The sequence below is a fragment of the Micromonospora sp. NPDC050276 genome, assembly GCF_044459545.1.
Classification (GTDB): domain Bacteria; phylum Actinomycetota; class Actinomycetes; order Mycobacteriales; family Micromonosporaceae; genus Micromonospora.
This window is the reverse complement of record NZ_JBITJA010000001.1, coordinates 492,634-508,972: the sequence shown is the minus strand read 5'-3', so window position 1 is coordinate 508,972 and position 16,339 is coordinate 492,634. Positions and strand designations below refer to the sequence as shown.

General features: G+C 71.4%; 16 protein-coding genes. 2 read left to right on the top strand and 14 right to left on the bottom strand.

All coding sequences use genetic code 11. The annotated features are described in order from the left end of the window. Positions 1–27: 27 nt before the first annotated feature. Positions 28–177: a hypothetical protein gene (locus ACIBF8_RS02395; RefSeq protein WP_396780521.1), complete on the top strand. Its 150-nt coding sequence runs from the start codon at positions 28–30 to the stop codon at positions 175–177. 184 nt (positions 178–361) lie between these two features. On the opposite strand, the gene ahcY is transcribed toward ACIBF8_RS02395, so the two are convergent. The 14 genes from ahcY to ACIBF8_RS02325 form a co-directional block, all read right to left on the bottom strand. Continuing rightward, positions 362–1,861, bottom strand: a complete 1,500-nt coding sequence (gene ahcY / locus ACIBF8_RS02390; RefSeq protein WP_396780520.1) for an adenosylhomocysteinase — start codon at positions 1,859–1,861, stop codon at positions 362–364. Positions 1,862–2,137: 276 nt separating this feature from the next. After that, on the bottom strand, positions 2,138–3,301 hold the full coding sequence (gene manA / locus ACIBF8_RS02385; RefSeq protein WP_396780519.1) for a mannose-6-phosphate isomerase, class I: 1,164 nt from the start codon (positions 3,299–3,301) through the stop codon (positions 2,138–2,140). 3 nt (positions 3,302–3,304) lie between these two features. Further along, positions 3,305–4,312, bottom strand: coding sequence for a cation diffusion facilitator family transporter (locus ACIBF8_RS02380; protein ID WP_396780518.1), 1,008 nt, complete (start codon positions 4,310–4,312; stop codon positions 3,305–3,307). A gap of 67 nt (positions 4,313–4,379) precedes the next feature. Then, entirely contained in the window at positions 4,380–5,576 is a 1,197-nt protein-coding gene (locus ACIBF8_RS02375; RefSeq protein ID WP_396780517.1) for an SIS domain-containing protein, read from the bottom strand. Next, positions 5,573–5,758 (bottom strand): Trm112 family protein, encoded by a 186-nt coding sequence (locus ACIBF8_RS02370; RefSeq protein WP_396780516.1) that lies wholly within the window; start codon positions 5,756–5,758, stop codon positions 5,573–5,575. The genes ACIBF8_RS02375 and ACIBF8_RS02370 overlap by 4 nt, the downstream gene beginning before the upstream one ends. 61 nt (positions 5,759–5,819) lie before the next feature. Then, the gene (locus tag ACIBF8_RS02365; protein ID WP_396780515.1) at positions 5,820–7,205 is read right to left on the bottom strand and encodes a phosphomannomutase/phosphoglucomutase; all 1,386 of its coding nucleotides are present in this window, start codon (positions 7,203–7,205) and stop codon (positions 5,820–5,822) included. A 70-nt stretch (positions 7,206–7,275) separates the two neighbouring features. Then, positions 7,276–8,334 carry a hypothetical protein gene (locus ACIBF8_RS02360; protein ID WP_396780514.1) on the bottom strand — a complete coding sequence of 353 codons (1,059 nt, stop codon included), beginning with the start codon at positions 8,332–8,334 and terminating at the stop codon, positions 7,276–7,278. A 150-nt stretch (positions 8,335–8,484) separates the two neighbouring features. Next, positions 8,485–9,135, bottom strand: a complete 651-nt coding sequence (gene nfi / locus ACIBF8_RS02355) for a deoxyribonuclease V (protein WP_396780513.1) — start codon at positions 9,133–9,135, stop codon at positions 8,485–8,487. A 116-nt stretch (positions 9,136–9,251) separates the two neighbouring features. Beyond that, positions 9,252–9,500 carry a hypothetical protein gene (locus ACIBF8_RS02350; RefSeq protein ID WP_396780512.1) on the bottom strand — a complete coding sequence of 83 codons (249 nt, stop codon included), beginning with the start codon at positions 9,498–9,500 and terminating at the stop codon, positions 9,252–9,254. Between the two features lie 9 nt (positions 9,501–9,509). Then, positions 9,510–9,755, bottom strand: a complete 246-nt coding sequence (locus ACIBF8_RS02345) for a hypothetical protein (RefSeq protein ID WP_396780511.1) — start codon at positions 9,753–9,755, stop codon at positions 9,510–9,512. A 118-nt stretch (positions 9,756–9,873) separates the two neighbouring features. Continuing rightward, positions 9,874–10,191: a hypothetical protein gene (locus tag ACIBF8_RS02340; RefSeq protein WP_396780510.1), complete on the bottom strand. Its 318-nt coding sequence runs from the start codon at positions 10,189–10,191 to the stop codon at positions 9,874–9,876. Then, a complete protein-coding gene (locus ACIBF8_RS02335) occupies positions 10,163–14,248 on the bottom strand; it encodes a toxin glutamine deamidase domain-containing protein (protein ID WP_396780509.1) in 4,086 nt (1,361 codons plus the stop codon). The genes ACIBF8_RS02340 and ACIBF8_RS02335 overlap by 29 nt, the downstream gene beginning before the upstream one ends. A 16-nt stretch (positions 14,249–14,264) precedes the next feature. After that, positions 14,265–14,597: a hypothetical protein gene (locus ACIBF8_RS02330; RefSeq protein WP_396780508.1), complete on the bottom strand. Its 333-nt coding sequence runs from the start codon at positions 14,595–14,597 to the stop codon at positions 14,265–14,267. Next, positions 14,594–15,016, bottom strand: a complete 423-nt coding sequence (locus ACIBF8_RS02325; RefSeq protein WP_396780507.1) for a YbaB/EbfC family nucleoid-associated protein — start codon at positions 15,014–15,016, stop codon at positions 14,594–14,596. Before ACIBF8_RS02325 ends, ACIBF8_RS02330 begins: the two co-directional genes overlap by 4 nt. Positions 15,017–15,095: 79 nt before the next feature. Here ACIBF8_RS02325 and ACIBF8_RS02320 point away from each other — a divergent pair, with 79 nt between their 5' ends. Continuing rightward, positions 15,096–16,337: an SUKH-3 domain-containing protein gene (locus ACIBF8_RS02320; RefSeq protein ID WP_396780506.1), complete on the top strand. Its 1,242-nt coding sequence runs from the start codon at positions 15,096–15,098 to the stop codon at positions 16,335–16,337. The last annotated feature ends 2 nt before the right edge of the window (positions 16,338–16,339 follow it).

Below are 16,339 nucleotides of genomic sequence, written 5' to 3'. Positions count from 1 at the left end.
TCGGTCGGCTGTGGAAGGATCCCCGCCGTGAGGGGATTCCTGCCGTGGTTGACGGTGCTGGCCGTGGTGCTGCTGCTCAGCGCGCTACGCCTGCGGGCGCTGGCCACCGTCGTGTCGGTCGGCTGGCTGGCCTGGTGCGTCTGGACGTGGTTCCGCCCCCGTAACCGCAACCCCTAACCCCACTCCCACTTCCGCGATCTTGCACTTTCTGCGGTGGCTTCTCGCTGCAAAAGCCGCACATCTCCATCCGAAACTGCAAGATCGCGGGAGTGACGGGCGCGGCGCGGGAGTTACGGGGGCGGGGCTTGGGACGACGAAACCGGGCCGGCTGCGAACAGCCGACCCGGTCCGGAGATGTCGATCAGTAGCGGTAGTGGTCCGGCTTGAACGGACCCTCCGTGGAGACGCCGAGGTAGGCGGCCTGCTCCTTGGTCAGCGTGCTCAGCTTGGCGCCGAGCGCGCCCAGGTGCAGCCGGGCCACCTTCTCGTCCAGGTGCTTGGGCAGCACGTAGACGCCGATCGGGTACTCCTCGGTCTTGGTGAAGAGCTCGATCTGAGCGATCGTCTGGTTGGCGAACGAGTTCGACATCACGAAGCTCGGGTGCCCCGTCGCGTTGCCCAGGTTCAGCAGGCGGCCCTCGGAGAGCACGATGATGGCGTGCCCGTCGGCGAAGCGCCACAGGTCGACCTGCGGCTTGATGTTGACCCGCTCGACGTCGGAACGCTTGGCCAGACCGGCCATGTCGATCTCGTTGTCGAAGTGGCCGATGTTGCCGACGATGGCCTGGTGCTTCATCCGGGCCATGTGCTCGTTGGTGATGACGTCGAAGCAGCCGGTGGCGGTGATGAAGATGTCGGCCTGCTCGACCACGTCGTCCAGGGTGGCGACCTGGTAGCCGTCCATCGCAGCCTGCAACGCGCAGATCGGGTCGACCTCGGTCACCACGACCCGGGCGCCCTGGCCACGCAGCGACTCGGCGCAGCCCTTGCCCACGTCGCCGTAGCCCATGACGACCGCCATCTTGCCGCCGATCAGCACATCGGTGGCCCGGTTGATGCCGTCGATGAGCGAGTGCCGGCAGCCGTACTTGTTGTCGAACTTGCTCTTGGTCACCGAGTCGTTGACGTTGATGGCCGGGAAGAGCAGGGTGCCCGCCCGGTGCATCTCGTAGAGCCGGTGCACGCCGGTGGTGGTTTCCTCGGTGACGCCCTTGATGCCGGCGGAGATCCGGGTCCAGCGCTGGTTGTCCTCGCCGAGCGAGCGGTGCAGCAGTTCGAGGATGACCGCGTACTCCTCGGAGTCGGCGGACTCGACCGGCGGAACGGCCCCGGCCCGCTCGAACTCGGCGCCCTTGTGTACGAGCAGGGTGGCGTCGCCGCCGTCGTCGAGGATCATGTTCGGGCCCTGCCCGTCCGGCCAGGCGAGCACCTGCTCGGTGCACCACCAGTACTCCGGCAGGGTCTCGCCCTTCCAGGCGTACACCGGGACACCGGAAGGCGCCTCGGGGGTGCCGTTCGGGCCGACGACGATCGCCGCGGCGGCGTGGTCCTGGGTGGAGAAGATGTTGCAGGACGCCCAGCGCACCTGCGCGCCGAGCGCGACCAGCGTCTCGATCAGGACGGCGGTCTGGATGGTCATGTGCAGCGAGCCGGTGATGCGCGCACCGGCGAGCGGCTGCGCCTCGGCGAACTCCCGACGGATCGCCATCAGGCCGGGCATCTCGTGCTCGGCGAGCTGGATCTCTTTACGCCCGAACTCGGCGAGCGACAGATCCGCCACCTTGAAGTCGCCGTCGGCAAGCGTGCTTGGCCGGGCCTCGGACGGCGTGCCGCTGGCGGACGCCGGGAGGGTGCTGGTCATGAAAGCTCCTGTCGAACGATGTCTGCGCCGACCCTCCACCTTACGCGCGTCAGTGACGGGCAGCGGGGCACGGCCCTCGGACAGCGCACGGGGCGGTCGGTGATGGACGGTTTCCCGCCCACGTCCCGCCCGCCCCGTGCATCCCCCCGGTTTGGTTCCCCCGCACGTTCTCGGACCGTCGTCGCGATAACGCTGCGTACTCATAGAGTCACACTCGGCCAGGGTGACGTCAAGCTATTCCGGGAAAGTCGGACTTGTGTCGTTGCCCGGCGCGGGTCAGCGGAGCCCAGACGTCGCCACGTACGCCAGACCGGCACCGTCAATTCGCAACGGCTCGCCGGCCGCCGTGCCGATCGCCGCCTCGCCGGAGACCATCGTCAACGCGCCGGCACCGTCATCCACGGTGATCGAACCGCCGGCGCAGAGCACCACCCGGGGGCCGGGCAGCGGTAGCGCCACCGAGGGCACCGCTGCGTCCACCCGCACCCGGTGCAGCGCGAAATCGTCCACCGGCACGGGCCACCAGTCCACACCCGGGCCGACCGGCTGCGCGGCCCGCACCGGCTCGTCGAGCACCTCGAAGCGCAACACCCGCAGCAACTCGTCGACGTCCACCCGCTTCGGCGTCAGACCGCCGCGCAGCACGTTGTCGCTGGCCGCCATGATCTCCACTCCGCAGCCGCTCAGGTAGGCGTGCAGGTTGCCGGCGGGCATCCAGATCGCCTCCCCCGGCACCAGCCGCACGTGGTGCAACAGCAGCGCGACAAGCGCCCCCGGATCTCCCGGGTACGCCCTGGCCAGCCGGCGGGTCAGCTCCGCGTCCGGGCCGTCGGCCGCCGACGCCACCACGGCGGCCAGCAACTCGTGACGCCGGGCGGCCGGCCAGCCGAGCAGCGTCCGTACCGCCGTCCGCAGCCCCGCCGGCCCGGTCCGCAACGCGGCGACCACCGGCGCCAACTCCGGTACGCCGAACGCGGCGAGCGCCTCGGCCGACTGCGCCGGATCCCGGAACCCGCACAGCGCCTCGAACGGGGTGAGCGCGACCAACAACTCCGGCTTGTGGTGCGGGTCGGAGTAGTTGCGCTGCTCCTCGGGACGCCCCGCCTCCGCCGCGTAGCCGACCCGCGCCTGCTCGGCGTCCGGGTGCGCCTGCAGACTCAGCGGAGCGTCGGCCGCGAGCACCTTGAGCAGGAACGGCAGCCGATCGCCGAACCGCTCGGAGACCCGCTGGCCGAGCCACTGTCCGGGCTCGTCCCGCACCAGGTCGCAGAGGCTCACCCGCAGACCGGCGCGGTCCACCCGGGCCGGGGCGCCCGGGTGGGCGCCCAACCACAACTCCGCCTCCGGGCCCGCGCTGGGCACCGGTCGCCCCTGGAGGAGGGCGATGGCCGAGCGGGACCCCCAGGCGTAGTCCCGGATCGGCCCGTACAGTGGCTCCACCCGTCAGCCCCCGGGTCGCCCGGCCGCCTCGCCCGGCGTGTCCTGCGGCTGCGGCACGGCGGTGTCCGCGGCGGTACCGGTGCCGGCCTCGGCCGCGGCGACGCTGTAGACGTCCGGCTCCAGGTAGATCACCCGGGCGATCGGCACCGCGGCGCGGATCCGCGCCTCCACGGCGTTGATGCCGCGCGCCAGGTCGTGGGCGCTCTCCCACGCCGGGACGGCGATCTTCGCGGCCACCATCAGCTCTTCCGGCCCCAGGTAGAGCGTCTTCATGTGGATGATCCGCTCCACCTCGGGGCCGTCGGTGACGGCCCGCTCGATGGCGGCCACGTCGGACGCCTCGGCGCCCTCACCGAGCAGCAGGCTCTTCGTCTCGATGGCCAACACGACGGCGATGACGACCAGCAGGATGCCGATCATCGCGGTGCCGGCGGCGTCCCACTCGCCGTTGCCGGTGATCAGCGTCATGGTGACGCCGAACAGCGCGAACACCAGACCGACCAGCGCGCCGAAGTCCTCCAGGAGCACCACCGGCAGCTCCGGCGCCTTGGCCCGACGGATGAAACGCACCCAGGACTGGTTGCCCCGGACTTGGTTGGACTCCTTGATGGCGGTCCGGAAGGAGAACGACTCCATGATGATCGCCGCCACCAGCACGGCCACCGGCAACCACTGCCACTCGGTGATCCCGTGCGGATCGTGCCACTTGTGGTACGCCTCGTAGAGCGCGAACAGGCCACCGATGCTGAACAGCACGATGGACACGATGAACGCGTAGATGTAGCGCTCCCGGCCGTACCCGAACGGGTGTTCCGGGGTGGCTGCCCGCTTCGCCCGCTTGCCGCCGAGCAGCAGGAGGCCCTGGTTGCCGGAGTCGGCGACCGAGTGGACCGCCTCGGCCAGCATCGACGACGAGCCGGAGAGCAGGAACGCAATGAACTTGGTGACGGCGATGCCGATGTTGGCCAGCAGGGCGGCGACAATCGCCTTCGTCCCACCGTTGGCGCTCATGCCACCGCTCCGCTTCGCCGCACGAAGCCGCCCGGTTCGCACATGGCGCGCCGCCCCCTACGTTGGTTCACTGGTTCGACAGCTCCTTCATCTCGGTGATGGCCGGAACGGCCATCGGGTCCAGCCCGTGGGCCAGCGCAAGGTAGATCGAAGCGAAATCCGGCACGGCGATCAGCGAAGCCAGCCGCTCCAGGGCGGAACCACCCTCGGCGGTCACCACGTCGCACCGCACACCACGACGCTCCGCGAGGGTCTGCACCGCGTCCGCACGGCGCTCCTCTACGGCGAGGGGCTCGTCGGTGTCGTCCTCGGCGTTGAGCCCGCCGTCGCGCAGCAGCACCAGCCGCAGCCGGGTGCCCTCGCCGTCGTCCTCGGCCGGGTCGGCGAAGATGTCCCGCTCACCCTCGGCCAGGCCGCCGAAGACGCCGTCGAGCAGCCCGACGCGGCCCCGCCCGGCCTCACCCAGCGCCCCGGTGACCACCGGATAGCGGGCGTTGGCCGACAGGGTGTCACCGAACCGGCGGGCGGCCACCGTGGCCAGCGGGGACGAGCCCCAGACGATCGGGATCGAGCCGGCCAGGCCCAGGGCCAGCGACTTCGCCGGGTTGACGAAGGACTCCGCAGCGGACCGGCAGCGGTCGGCGTCCGCGTCGAGCCGGGCCGCCGTCTCCGCCAGGTCCGCCTCGTTGACCTTCACCAGCCCGAGGGAACGGGCGGCGAGCAGGACCGGCACGGTGAGCGCCCAGAGGCTGGCCCGGGCCGGGGCACGCCGGGGCACCGGAATGAACGGCGCCCGAGCCTGCTCGGCGATCGACTGCAACTGCGAATCCGGGGCGCCCACGGCGACCAGTCGGGCGCCACGCCGGTGCGCCGCCTCGGCGGCGCCGAGCGCCTCCGGGCTCCGGCCGGACGCGCTCACCGCGATCACCACGTCGGCCGCGCCCACCCAACCGGGTACGCCGGCACTGCGGTGCGCGATGACCGGGACGGGGCAGCGCGGTCCGGCGACCGTGGCCAGCACGTCCCCGGTACGCCCCGCGGTGCCGATGCCGGCGATCACCACGGCTCGCGGACGCCCGTCGTCGGCGAGCACCGCCAGATTCGCCTCGGCGGCCAGGGCAGCGCTCTCCCGGACCTGCGCACCGGCCGACGCCGTGTGTCGGAGCATGCCACCCGGGTCGGCCTCGGCCAACGCCGCCGGGTCGTCGAGCAGGGCCTCGTCGGCGTCACGGCGTCCGCTGACCCCGGCCGTACCGTCGATCATGACGACTGCCCGGGGCCGCCGCGCGCCTCGTCGAGCAGCAGCACCGGCACGTCGTCGCGGACCTCGAAGATCCGGCCGCACTCCGTGCAGGTCAACGTCTGCGCCTCGGCGTCGTAGATGAGCGGGGCGTGGTGCGTGTCCGGACAGGCGAGGATCTCGAGCAACTGCGGATCCAGGGCCATGGCACGGCTCCTTCCACGTGTGCGGCTTGACCGACGGCGGTGCCGACCGGCGCAGGCGATCTTATCGGCGAACGCGGTCGAGCACGTCGTCCCGGAGCGAGACCATCCGATCCCGGGTGGGCGCCTCGACGTTGAGCCGCAGCAACGGCTCGGTGTTGGAGGCACGCAGGTTGAACCACGCGCCGTCGGGGAAACGCAGGGTGAGCCCGTCCATCTCGTCGGCCACCGCGTCGGGGTACGCGGCGCGCACCTCGGCCACCGCCGCCGCCTGGTCGACCACCGTCGAATTGATCTCACCGGAGGCGATGTAGCGCTCGTACTCACCGGCCAGCACGGACAGCGGCAGCGACTGCTCGCCCAGCGCGGCCAACGTGTGCATCGCGGCGAGCATCCCGGTGTCGGCGAACCAGAAGTCCCGGAAGTAGTAGTGCGCGGAGTGCTCGCCGCCGAAGACGGCGTTGGTCCGCGCCATCTCGGCCTTGATGAAGGAGTGCCCGACCCGGGCGACGACCGGCTGCCCGCCGTGCTCCCGAATGATCTCCGCGACCGCGCTGGACGTGATCAGGCCGTGGATCACCGTGGAACCCGGGTGCTTGGCCAGCTCACGGGCGGCGACGAGAGCGGTGATCGCCGACGGCGAGACCGGCTCACCGCGCTCGTCCACCACGAAGCACCGGTCGGCGTCACCGTCGAAGGCCAGCCCGATGTCGGCTCCGTGCTCCACCACCGCGCGCTGGAGGTCGACCAGGTTCGCCGGGTCCAGTGGGTTGGCCTCGTGGTTCGGGAAACTGCCGTCCAGCTCGAAGTAGAGCGGCACGATCTCCAGCGGCAGCGGCGACAGGGCCGCGTCGCCCAGCACGGTCGGAACGGTGAAGCCACCCATGCCGTTGCCGGCGTCGACCACCACCTTCAACGGCCGGATGCCCGAGAGGTCGACCAGCTTGCGCAGGTAGCCGGCGTAGTCGGGAAGCAGGTCGCGCCGCTCGGCGGGGCGGGTCGGCGCACCGGCGGGACGGGCGTCGCCCGAGCTCAGCAGGGCCTGGGCCCGGTCCCGGATCTCGGCCAGACCGCTCTCCTGGCCGATCGGCCGGGCGCCGGAGCGGCACATCTTGATGCCGTTGTACTGCGCGGGGTTGTGGCTGGCGGTGAACATCGCGCCGGGCAGGTCGAGCGAGCCGGAGGCGTAGTAGAGCAGATCGGTGGAGGCGAGCCCGATCTCGATCACCGAGCGCCCCTCGGCGCGTACGCCGGCGGCGAAGGCGGTCGCCAGACCAGGCGAGGTGGCCCGCATGTCGTACCCGACGACGACCGCGTCGCCCGGCTCGTCGGTGGAGTTGAGCAGCTGGGTGAAAGCGGCTCCCAGCGCCTCGGCGACCCGCTCGTCCCACTGGTCCGGCACCGTCCCTCGGACGTCGTACGCCTTCACAATCTGGGACAGATCAGACACGTGTTCCACTCCTTGGCCGCAGGTTAGACACCGATCCTGAGCCTAACGGAGGGGCCGGGTCGTACCCCGGTCAGCCGGGGAGCCGGGGTATGAAGACCGTGTGACCGTCACCGTCGGCGGGCGGATCCCCAGGCAGCTGCCGACCCTCGGGCCGCCCCGGCATCGGCTGCGTCGCCTCCGGCGCGGGCGCGGGAATGCCCGGCCGGGCACCGTAGACGCCACCGGTGGCGGGCCGCGGGGACGGCACCGTACCCCAACCAGCGGCCGGTGGCTGCTGGCCGTACACCTGGCCGGGGCGATTGGGCGCGGCCGGCAACCCACCCCCGGCCCGGTAGGTGGTGCCACCGGGGTTGCCCGGCAGGATGCCGGGCTCCTCGTCGGTCGGCTTCCGATCCTGTCGCGAGCGACGGAACAGCAGCACGATGAGCAGCAGACCGACCGCCACCAGCACGATGCCGAAGAACATCACCGGCGAACCACCTCCGGACGATTCGGCGGCGGTCGCCGTGGTGTCCGGCGGGTTGGACGCGACGCCCAGCGCCGCCGGGTTCACCGCTTCGTCGACGGTCGCGGCCTCGGTCGGGCTCGGGGTGGGCGTCGGCTTCTTCGACGGCGTCGGCGACGGCGTGACCCGCGCGCCGGTCAGCCGCGCCGCGTCGGAGGCGCGGCCCAGCAGGTGGCCGTCGGCACGGAGACCCGCGCCCGTGACGATGAGCCGGCCTGCCGGGGTATCGGTCGCGAACGCCACCCGGTAGCGCACGGTGATGCTCTTGCCCTTGCATAGGGTCGGCTTCGAGGGCGACGTCTGCGCGGTCGACACGTTGCCGGCGCCGCCGCTGACGGCCACCGGGAACCAGCGCCCGCCCGCGTTGACCTCGACCGCCACCTGGTTCGGTTGGAGATTCTCAAGTTGGAAGCCCAGCGCGGTGCGCAGCAGGACGCACCCGTCGGTGCGCTTGCGCACCGCGACGTTCACCCCCTGGGCGGAACCACCGGCGGCGAAGCTGCTGGCCGCACCCACCCGGACCGAGTCCTCGTCGGCCAGCGCCGGCGACGCACCAAGCATCACCAGGCCGCCCGCCAGACCGCAGACCGCCGCGAGCCGTGCCACGCGTCGACGCACAGTCATGATCACCTCACCGTTCTCCCCGGGTGGGGTCCGCGGGTCAGGCTACTACCGGCCCACCCACCCCACCGGTCATAGAGCGGCCGGCATGTGTGCGGCGTTACGGTTTACGGCCCGCCCACCAACCCCCGGTCGGCCGGGCTGACCAGCCAATCAGTCGGCCGATCCGGCCTGCTGCGCGTCGCGGAGGGCGTCGCGGCAGAGCCGGTCGGCGGTGCGGGTGGTCTCCGGCAGGCGGTAGCGCGGAGTCAACGCGAGCACCTGCGTCGTCGCGTTCTCCAGGCTCATCCGATGCCCGACGCTGACGAAGACCGGCTTCACCTTGTCCTGGGTCCGCAACACCCGGCCGACCACGTCACCGCCGTCCCGCAACGGCGACCAGGCGCCCCGCTCCGCCGACGGCGGCTCCCACGTCCCCACCAGCGGCGTCTTGCCCACCCCGATCGTGGGCAATCCGGTGACCACCCCGAGATGACACGCGAGCCCGAACCGGCGCGGATGGGCCAGCCCGTGCCCGTCGCAGAGCAGCAGATCCGGAATGGTGGTCAGGCGGTCAAGCGCACCGAGCAACGCGGGCAACTCGCGGAAGGCGAACAACCCCGGCACGTAGCCGAACGCCGGCCGCCCCACACCGACCGCGGAGTCCACCACGGTCAACGTCCGGGCATCCAGGACCGTCACGGCTGCCGCCAGAAGGTCACCACCCTCGGCGTACGCGACATCCAGCCCAGCCACCGTCGCAGGAGCGCTCGGACCCGGCCCGACCAGGTCGACCAACGGCCGCAACCCCTCCTGTACGGCCACCGCCTCGGCCACACTGCCCGGCCCCGCGCCCGCCGCCCGCCATGATCCACTCGACGTCCTGAAAGTCGGGCCATCCCTGCGGCCTTGATGCCCCGACATCAATGAACCGGAGTCGATCACCCTCGACTTGAGGCATCGGCGCCGTCCCCGGCAGCCCTGCCGTCCTGGCCACCCTGGGCAGGATCGCCTGCAGCCCGGCCCCGGATCACACCCAGGCCGAGCGCGAAGGCGACGCCGAGGGCGACACCGAAGGCAACACCACCCTTCGCCCCGAACACGGGAATGCCGATCGCCAAGCCGATCAGGATGCCAACCGGCCAGGCCCAGAGATTGGACGTGCTGCTCTGCGTACCGGATTTCGCCACGGGTCGATCTTATTCGGCTCCGCCACAACCACCTCGCCGAGCGCATTCCACGACAGACTCCCGGTCAGGCGTCATCACCTGGTGGACCGTGCCCACCCAGAACAGCGACTCGCCCTCACCACGGGCGTCACCCAACTCCCAGTAGAGCCCGGCCGCCCGCTCGAAGAGCGGCAGCTCCGCCGCGTCCTCCAACCCGGTATCGAGGAAACGCGCGTGCAGGATCTTCCCCCGGGCCAACGCCACATCAGCGTCCATCGGCTATATCGGGGTCCGCGCCAAGGTCACCGGCCGCGCGAAGCTGCTCCTCGAACATGACGAACGTCCGCTGCCGAATCCCGCGGATGATGGCCTGCTCCTTCGGCGGCACCCTTGGTTACGGCTGACCGGACGACTGCGAACCAGCGGCGCTGGCGCCAGCCGCGAACATAGCTCGGATATCGTCCTCGTCCGGCAGTTCGGCACCCCCGCTGATGGTCTCGGCAACCCTCTCGGCCGCCGCCCGATCAACGGTTTCATAGCGGTCATCATTTCGATAATCATTGACAAAGCGCACAACCAGAGCTGGATCGAAGGCCCAGCCCCCGCTGCGGTGATCCCAAAGGATCGCCTTACCTTCCCCTACGTCCATCACAAAGAGTCCGGCGGGACCTCCTGCCCTCTCGTCATTCCGGTAGATTACGTAATACGTCAACAATCTCTTTCTCCAACTTGACGGCGACGTCCGGTGCTATCGGGAAGTCGGAAGAATTTAACCCCAACCCATGCACTACTTGCGAAAAGCTGACCCCTTGACGATCGAGCCACGATCGATACTTCTGCCAGGCGTCTCCATTCCGACTCAACCACTTGGCAAAACTTGCGTCCTTTGTGGGGAAATGATCCTCCAAGTCGGGTGGGACGGATTCCGACATCCGACGTTCACGGTTCGCGGCAAGCATCCGTAGGAACGCTTGTACATGCTCCTCCGGGCTGATGGAGACCCTGCGCAGGATCTCGTAATCACCATGAGTCTGCATCCAAGCTTCCCGCGAGCCGTGCGTGTGCAGCTGCAGCTCGACGAGGAACCCGTCGGGAGATCGTAGGGTGCAGTTGAATCCGTAGAACCTGTTGCCTGCCCGCCAAAAGTTCTTGAGGTCCGACGGCGGGACGGAGAACCCGGCCTCCACAAGGCCCGCGAGTACCAGCTGAACCGCGCGCCGATAATTCTCCCCGGGCGGCATCTCGAACAAGAATCGGAGCACGTCGTTAACCGTCTCTGAAAACTCCTCGACCCCGATGTTCAGGCCTCGCGCCTCGTCGACGAACTTCCGCGCCAGCGAATCCAGCCCCTTGACACGAAAAGCGCGGTCGCGCAGCTGCACCGGCACTCTCAGGCCCATCGCCTCTGTCACGTTCCGCCCGACCTGAGTCAGAGTCTCCTCGACTTGATCGGCGACCGCGAGTGCGCGCTGACGGAGATTCGTGAGAGTTGCCAGCTCCGCTGTCGTAAGTTGCGCCAGCTCCGCCCCTGGATCACGCGACTCATTCGCTGCGGTCGCGTCGCTCGGCGTTTCCGGCTGCTGCACGGAGCCCGGGCCGTCAAGGAGGAGGTACATCCGGTTGATGTACGGGTCACCGTGGCTGCCGTTGTCGTGTGTCGGCGGGTGATCCGGCAGGTCGGGCCGCTCGCTGAACCGGCCCCGGGGCAGTCCGCCGAGCGGCATCGGTCGGCCGTCCCCGCTCAGCACGAGCGCGTCGATGCCGACCACGTCGGGGTAGAGCGGCCGGTCCCGGACCACGTTGTTCTGCGGGTCCACGTAGAGCACGGTGCCGTTTTGGTTGAGCGCCACCCAGGCGTGCGAACCGCCGTGCGGCCACTCGGTGACCATGAACGCGTAGCTGCCGTGGCCGCCCAGCAGCAGTTGGTCGTGCAGATTGCGGTAGCCCCGGTCGGCGGCCTGCCGCGCCTGTTCGGCGTTCGGGCGTTGGCCGGTCTGCGGGGCGAGGAGTTGCTGGAAGCGACCGCCGGTCACGTCCTCGACCCGTCCCGGGCCGCCTGCCTCGCCCCGGATGGGCCGCCGAGTGTCACCATCCAGGTAGCCGTCGAAGGTTCGCGGGGCTGACACGCGTGGTCGCCCGTGCACCCACGTCTCGAACAGCGACAGCGTGCAGTCCAGGCAGTTGATGCCCCGGGTGGCGTCGGCCGCGGGGCCGCCGTCGTTCAGGAGCCGGAACCAGCCGCCCTGTCGGGGGTCGGCGGTGCGGGTCACGGTGCCGTCCGGGTCGCGGGGCACCTGCCGTTCGACGTCGACCTGATGCAGGGCGAGCGGTGGGCGCAGGCCCCCGGGCCGCCCGTACGGTCGGGAGTCGTCGATCGGCGGGGGATTGTCGTCGCCGGTGAGCCGGGACGGGCCGGTGGCCTCTACCGCGCCGAGCGCGAGCGCGCCCACGTCCCGGTTGGCGTGCTCGAAGGTGGCGGCGCCGATGTCTACGACCGCGGGCGCCGTGGTGCCGGCCAGCACCGCGTCTGCCAGGTCACGCCACTGGGAGTACGCGCGAGCCTCGTCGTTCGCGGCCCGCTGCCAGCCGTCGGACCACTGCCGGTTGCCGGCTTGGTGCAACTGTCGGGCGTAGGTGGCGTACTCGACGGCCCGGCGATCGTGCTCTGCTGCCCGGGCGCGTAGTCGGGCGGCCTCGGCCTGCCGGCGGTTGGCCTCGAATCCGGTCCGCTGGGCTTCGTAGTGGCCCTGGTAGCGCTGCCGCTCGGCGGCTTCGGCCGCGGCGGCCCACTGCGCCGCGTACGAGTCGTCGGTCTCGGTCTCGCGCACCGGCGGGGCACCGAACGCGGCCACGTCGACCGGGATCGACGCCCTTCCCCGGGCCGGGTGGTCGGGCGCGCGGACCTCCCGGGTCGGAACCCGCGCTGGCACGGCGAATCGACCCACCACCGGTTGGGTGGGGACAACCGGCGACGGGCCGTTGGTGGTGGCCGGGGCGGCGAACGGGACCGGCGTTGTCGGGCCGGGGGCGATGGTCGGCGTGGCCGTCCCAGTCGTCGGAGACCAAGCGGTGGGTGCGGAGGCGCTGGCGTGCGGCGATTGGCCGGCGTGGCCCGACGGGGCACCGGTGGAGGCCGGCCCGCTGCTCGATTCGTAGGCCCCGGCGACGGGCGCGGCCACCGACGACAGCGCCGGATCAGCAGCCACCGACGACAGCGTCGGATCAGCAGCCACCGGCGGCCTCGGATCGGCCGCCACCGCCGACCGGCCGGGATCGGCGGCCGCCGAGAGCGTGGGGTCGTTGGTGAGCGGGTGCGGTGCGCCCACTCTCTCCCCGACCGGCCCGCCCGGCAACGGCGTCGCCGCCTCGGACGGGCGCACCGAACGGTCCTCCGCGTCCACGTCGGACACCGGGTCGACCGGCGACGGTGACGTGGTGGTCACGTCGGACACCGTCGAAGACGCGAGCCGGGCTTCCCGCCCCTCACCGACGCCCGAGGACGTCAACGCCTCGGCGCGCGCCGACGCCGGTTGGTCCGGCGATGACGTGGTGACAGCCTCCGTGGCCTGCGCAGGGATGCCCGGAGCCGGGCCCAGACCACCGGAAGCCACGCCGCCGACGGCCACCGCGGACGAGACCGTCGCAGACGCAGCGTCCGCCGCGGACGCGGCACTCGGGGAGGAAGACGCCGAATCCGCGGCGACAGGCGGCACGGGCGAAAGGGAGGATCCCGCGATTGATGCTCCGGTGAGGGCATTGGCCTGCGCGTCGAGCCGGGCGCGTAGCGCGTGGTCGGTTTGGCCGGTGGCCGAACCGGTGGCGCCGGACGCGGCAGCACGCGCCACGTCCTCCATTGAGGTCAGGCCCTGGCCGGTCGCCATGCTGGCCGCGTTCTCGGCGAGCACTTCGCCGGTCATCTCGCGCCCCAGGTGCTCCCCGACCCGCGCGGCTCGCCCGGTCGCGTGCCGGCCCAGACCGGCCAGCGGAGCCACCGCCCCACCGGCGAGCCCCCCGACCGCCGAGGCACCGAGGTCGGTCAGGTCCAGGCCGTGGGCCCGCCCGGTGGAGTTCTGGTACGCCTGGGTGGCCAGGGTGACCCCGGCCTCCTCGGCAGCCTCCTCCAGCCCTTCGCGGGTGGCCCGCTTGGCGAGCCCCCGTACGCCTCCGCGGGCGACCTCCTTGGCGGCCCGTTCACCGGCCTCCTTGAGCCCGTGCTTGAGGGATTTGCTGGCCAGTTGGCCCATCAGCCGCTTGAAGATCTGTTGGACCAGCAGCCGCGTCGCGGTGATCGCCGCGCCGGCCGCCGGGGTCGCGGCACCGGCGGTCAACACCGCCGCGACCGCCACGGTGAGCAACTCGATGACCAGGATGCCCAGCTCGATCCAGACTTCCAGCTTGGCGCCCTCGATGTCGCAGCCACACTCCTCGACCAGTCGGCCCAGGTCGGCCGTGACCGCGAGCAGCACGGGCAGCGGGGCGTCGGCGTCCTCGGCGATCCTTCGCCAGGCCGCCTCGAACGCCGCGTCGACCATTCCGACACCGCCGTACCCGCTGCGCACCTCGACGGCGGCCGTGGCGGCGTCGTTGTGCGGCCCGGCGAGCACGGAGGCGACGGCGTACCACTGGTCGGCGACGTCCCAGACGGCCCGCTCGTTGCCCTCCGGCCACTGCACACCGACCACCCAGTCGAGGGCCTCGTAGATCCAGCCGGGCACGTCCCACGGTGCGTAGTCCAGTGGGTGCGGGATGGGACTCGGCAGCACGCTCATCTCAGATCGTCGGCCGTCAGCGCTGGTCGGCGGCCCGACCGAGCCGGATGGCGTTGGCCCCGTCGGTCTGCACGCTCGCATCGACCGCCTCGACCACGTCGTTGCCCAGCTCGGTGAGCCGATGCCCGACCCCCGCCCAGGCCCGCAGCACGGTCTGCTCCAACCCGCGGTAGTTGCGCTCGAACGCGGCGCCGATGTCGTCACGACCCCATGGCCTGGCGCCGCTGGCGGCCTCGATGGCGCCACCCTCGGCGGCCCGACGGGCCGTCACCGCCTCGCCGGCTAGTGCCAGGTCGGCGCCGCCCCGACGGGCCCGGAGCGGATCGAGCCAGAGCTGCCCGTCGGTCATGCCGCCCCCTCACCCTTGCCGAGCGCGGCGTCGGCCCGGCCGAGCAGCGCGGCGTAGTCGCCGGTCTTGAGGAAGTCCATCGACCCGGAGCCGGCCGGCATGCTCTCGGCGACGAGGTCACGTGTGGCGTCGGCGGCGGCGCTCGCGGCGGCCCGGATCGTTTCGGTGACTTTTCGGCTGAGCGCGGCGACGTCCCGGTCCCGGTAGACGGCGGGCGTCAGCTCGACCTCGATCACCTGGCCCTGCGCGCCCACCGTCGCCGTCACCTGCCCGTCGGCCGACCGGCGGGTCACGCGCAGCGCGGCGAGTCGCGTCTGGAGGGTGTCCAAACCGGACCTGAGCTGCTGGTATTGCCCGTACACGTCGTCGAATCGGGCCCGTAGCTCGCGATTGACGCCCCGGTCCGCCTGCTCGCCCACCGCCGCCCCTCCCGTCACCGTCGGTAGAGCGAAACAATACCGGCCGCCATCGATCCGTGTAGTCCGGTAGTTTCAATGCGTGATCGACCGTCAACAGGCCGAGCAGCTCGCGGCCACCTGGGCCCGCCGCGACTCGCAGCGCCTCGGCTACGAGTGCACCGCGATGGTCGACGAGTTCGACCTCGGTTACGTCATCACGTCCGTGGTGCCGACCGAGGTGCGCACCGTGCCGGGTGACCTGCCGACGACCGTCATCGACAAGCAGACCGGCAAGGTCACCACCTGGCCCCGGGTGCCGAGCACGGTGGTGGCGGAGATGTACCGGCGCAGCCAGCCCACCGGGCCGACCGCTCCCCGCACGGTCGACCCGTCGAGTCTGCTGGTCCGGGAGATCAACCGGGGCGTCACGCCGAACACCGAGGCGCATCTGACCATCGACGGGCGGATCTGGACGGCCCAGGGCACGAGGGCCGAGGTGCCACTCAACCATCACCCGCTGGTCCGCGATTATCTCCACCAGCTGCCCCCGGGCGAGCTGGTTCGCGGCGGGGAGGCCCATGCCGAGCTGATCGTGGTCTCCGACGTCCTGCATGAGTACGATCACCGCCGCGCCGCCGAGGGCATCGCCCCGATGGGCCGGGCCGAGGCGGCCGCGCTGCTGGAGGACGCTCGCTTCGAGGTCTTCCGGGTCCGCGAGCCGGGTGATCCCGCTGCTGGGCCCGCCGAGCTGCCCTGCGACTCGTGCATCAGTTTCCTGGTGCGGGCCAACGTCCTGCCGGAGTCGGCTCGCGCCTACACCGAGCCCTGGCACGCGCCGGAGGCGCCCGACCCCGATCCGGGGCGCTTCCCGGCGGAGGTCGCCAACGCGCTGGTCGCGGCCGGGTGGCGACCACACATCGGGGATCAGATCATGGCCGCCGCGGCGGTACGGGACGTCACCGCGGTGGCGGGGGTGAACCATCAGCACACGGTCTTCCCGGCCGCCGTGGAGGCGCTGACCGCCTTCCCCAGCCTCGTCGGCGCCCGGCGCGGGCGGGGTGAGCAGGTGTGGATCTCCCGCTTCGACATCCGCCCGCACACCATCGCGCACACCGCCGACACCCTCGCCGACTTCGGCGCGGTCCTCGGCGTACGCCTCTTCCCGATCGGCACCGAGCAGCAGGACAGCATCCTGGCGGTGGATGAGCGCGGCCGGGTCTTCGCCCTCGATCAGGCCGGCGAGTGGTTCCTCGGCGACACCATCGACGCGGCCCTGACCACGCTGCTGCTCGGCCGCGCTCCTGCCCGGGTCCGCGACGACGGCACCTGGCCGGCCGGCTAGCC

Bases quoted from the DNA above. Each gene is read 5' to 3' on its own strand.
- ahcY (WP_396780520.1), bottom strand. From the start codon at position 1,861: ATGACCAGCACCCTCCCGGCGTCCGCCAGCGGCACGCCGTCCGAGGCC.
- ACIBF8_RS02380 (WP_396780518.1), bottom strand. From the start codon at position 4,312: ATGAGCGCCAACGGTGGGACGAAGGCGATTGTCGCCGCCCTGCTGGCC.
- ACIBF8_RS02375 (WP_396780517.1), bottom strand. From the start codon at position 5,576: ATGATCGACGGTACGGCCGGGGTCAGCGGACGCCGTGACGCCGACGAG.
- ACIBF8_RS02370 (WP_396780516.1), bottom strand. From the start codon at position 5,758: ATGGCCCTGGATCCGCAGTTGCTCGAGATCCTCGCCTGTCCGGACACG.
- ACIBF8_RS02360 (WP_396780514.1), bottom strand. From the start codon at position 8,334: ATGACTGTGCGTCGACGCGTGGCACGGCTCGCGGCGGTCTGCGGTCTG.
- ACIBF8_RS02345 (WP_396780511.1), bottom strand. From the start codon at position 9,755: ATGGACGCTGATGTGGCGTTGGCCCGGGGGAAGATCCTGCACGCGCGT.
- ACIBF8_RS02335 (WP_396780509.1), bottom strand. From the start codon at position 14,248: ATGAGCGTGCTGCCGAGTCCCATCCCGCACCCACTGGACTACGCACCG.
- ACIBF8_RS02330 (WP_396780508.1), bottom strand. From the start codon at position 14,597: ATGACCGACGGGCAGCTCTGGCTCGATCCGCTCCGGGCCCGTCGGGGC.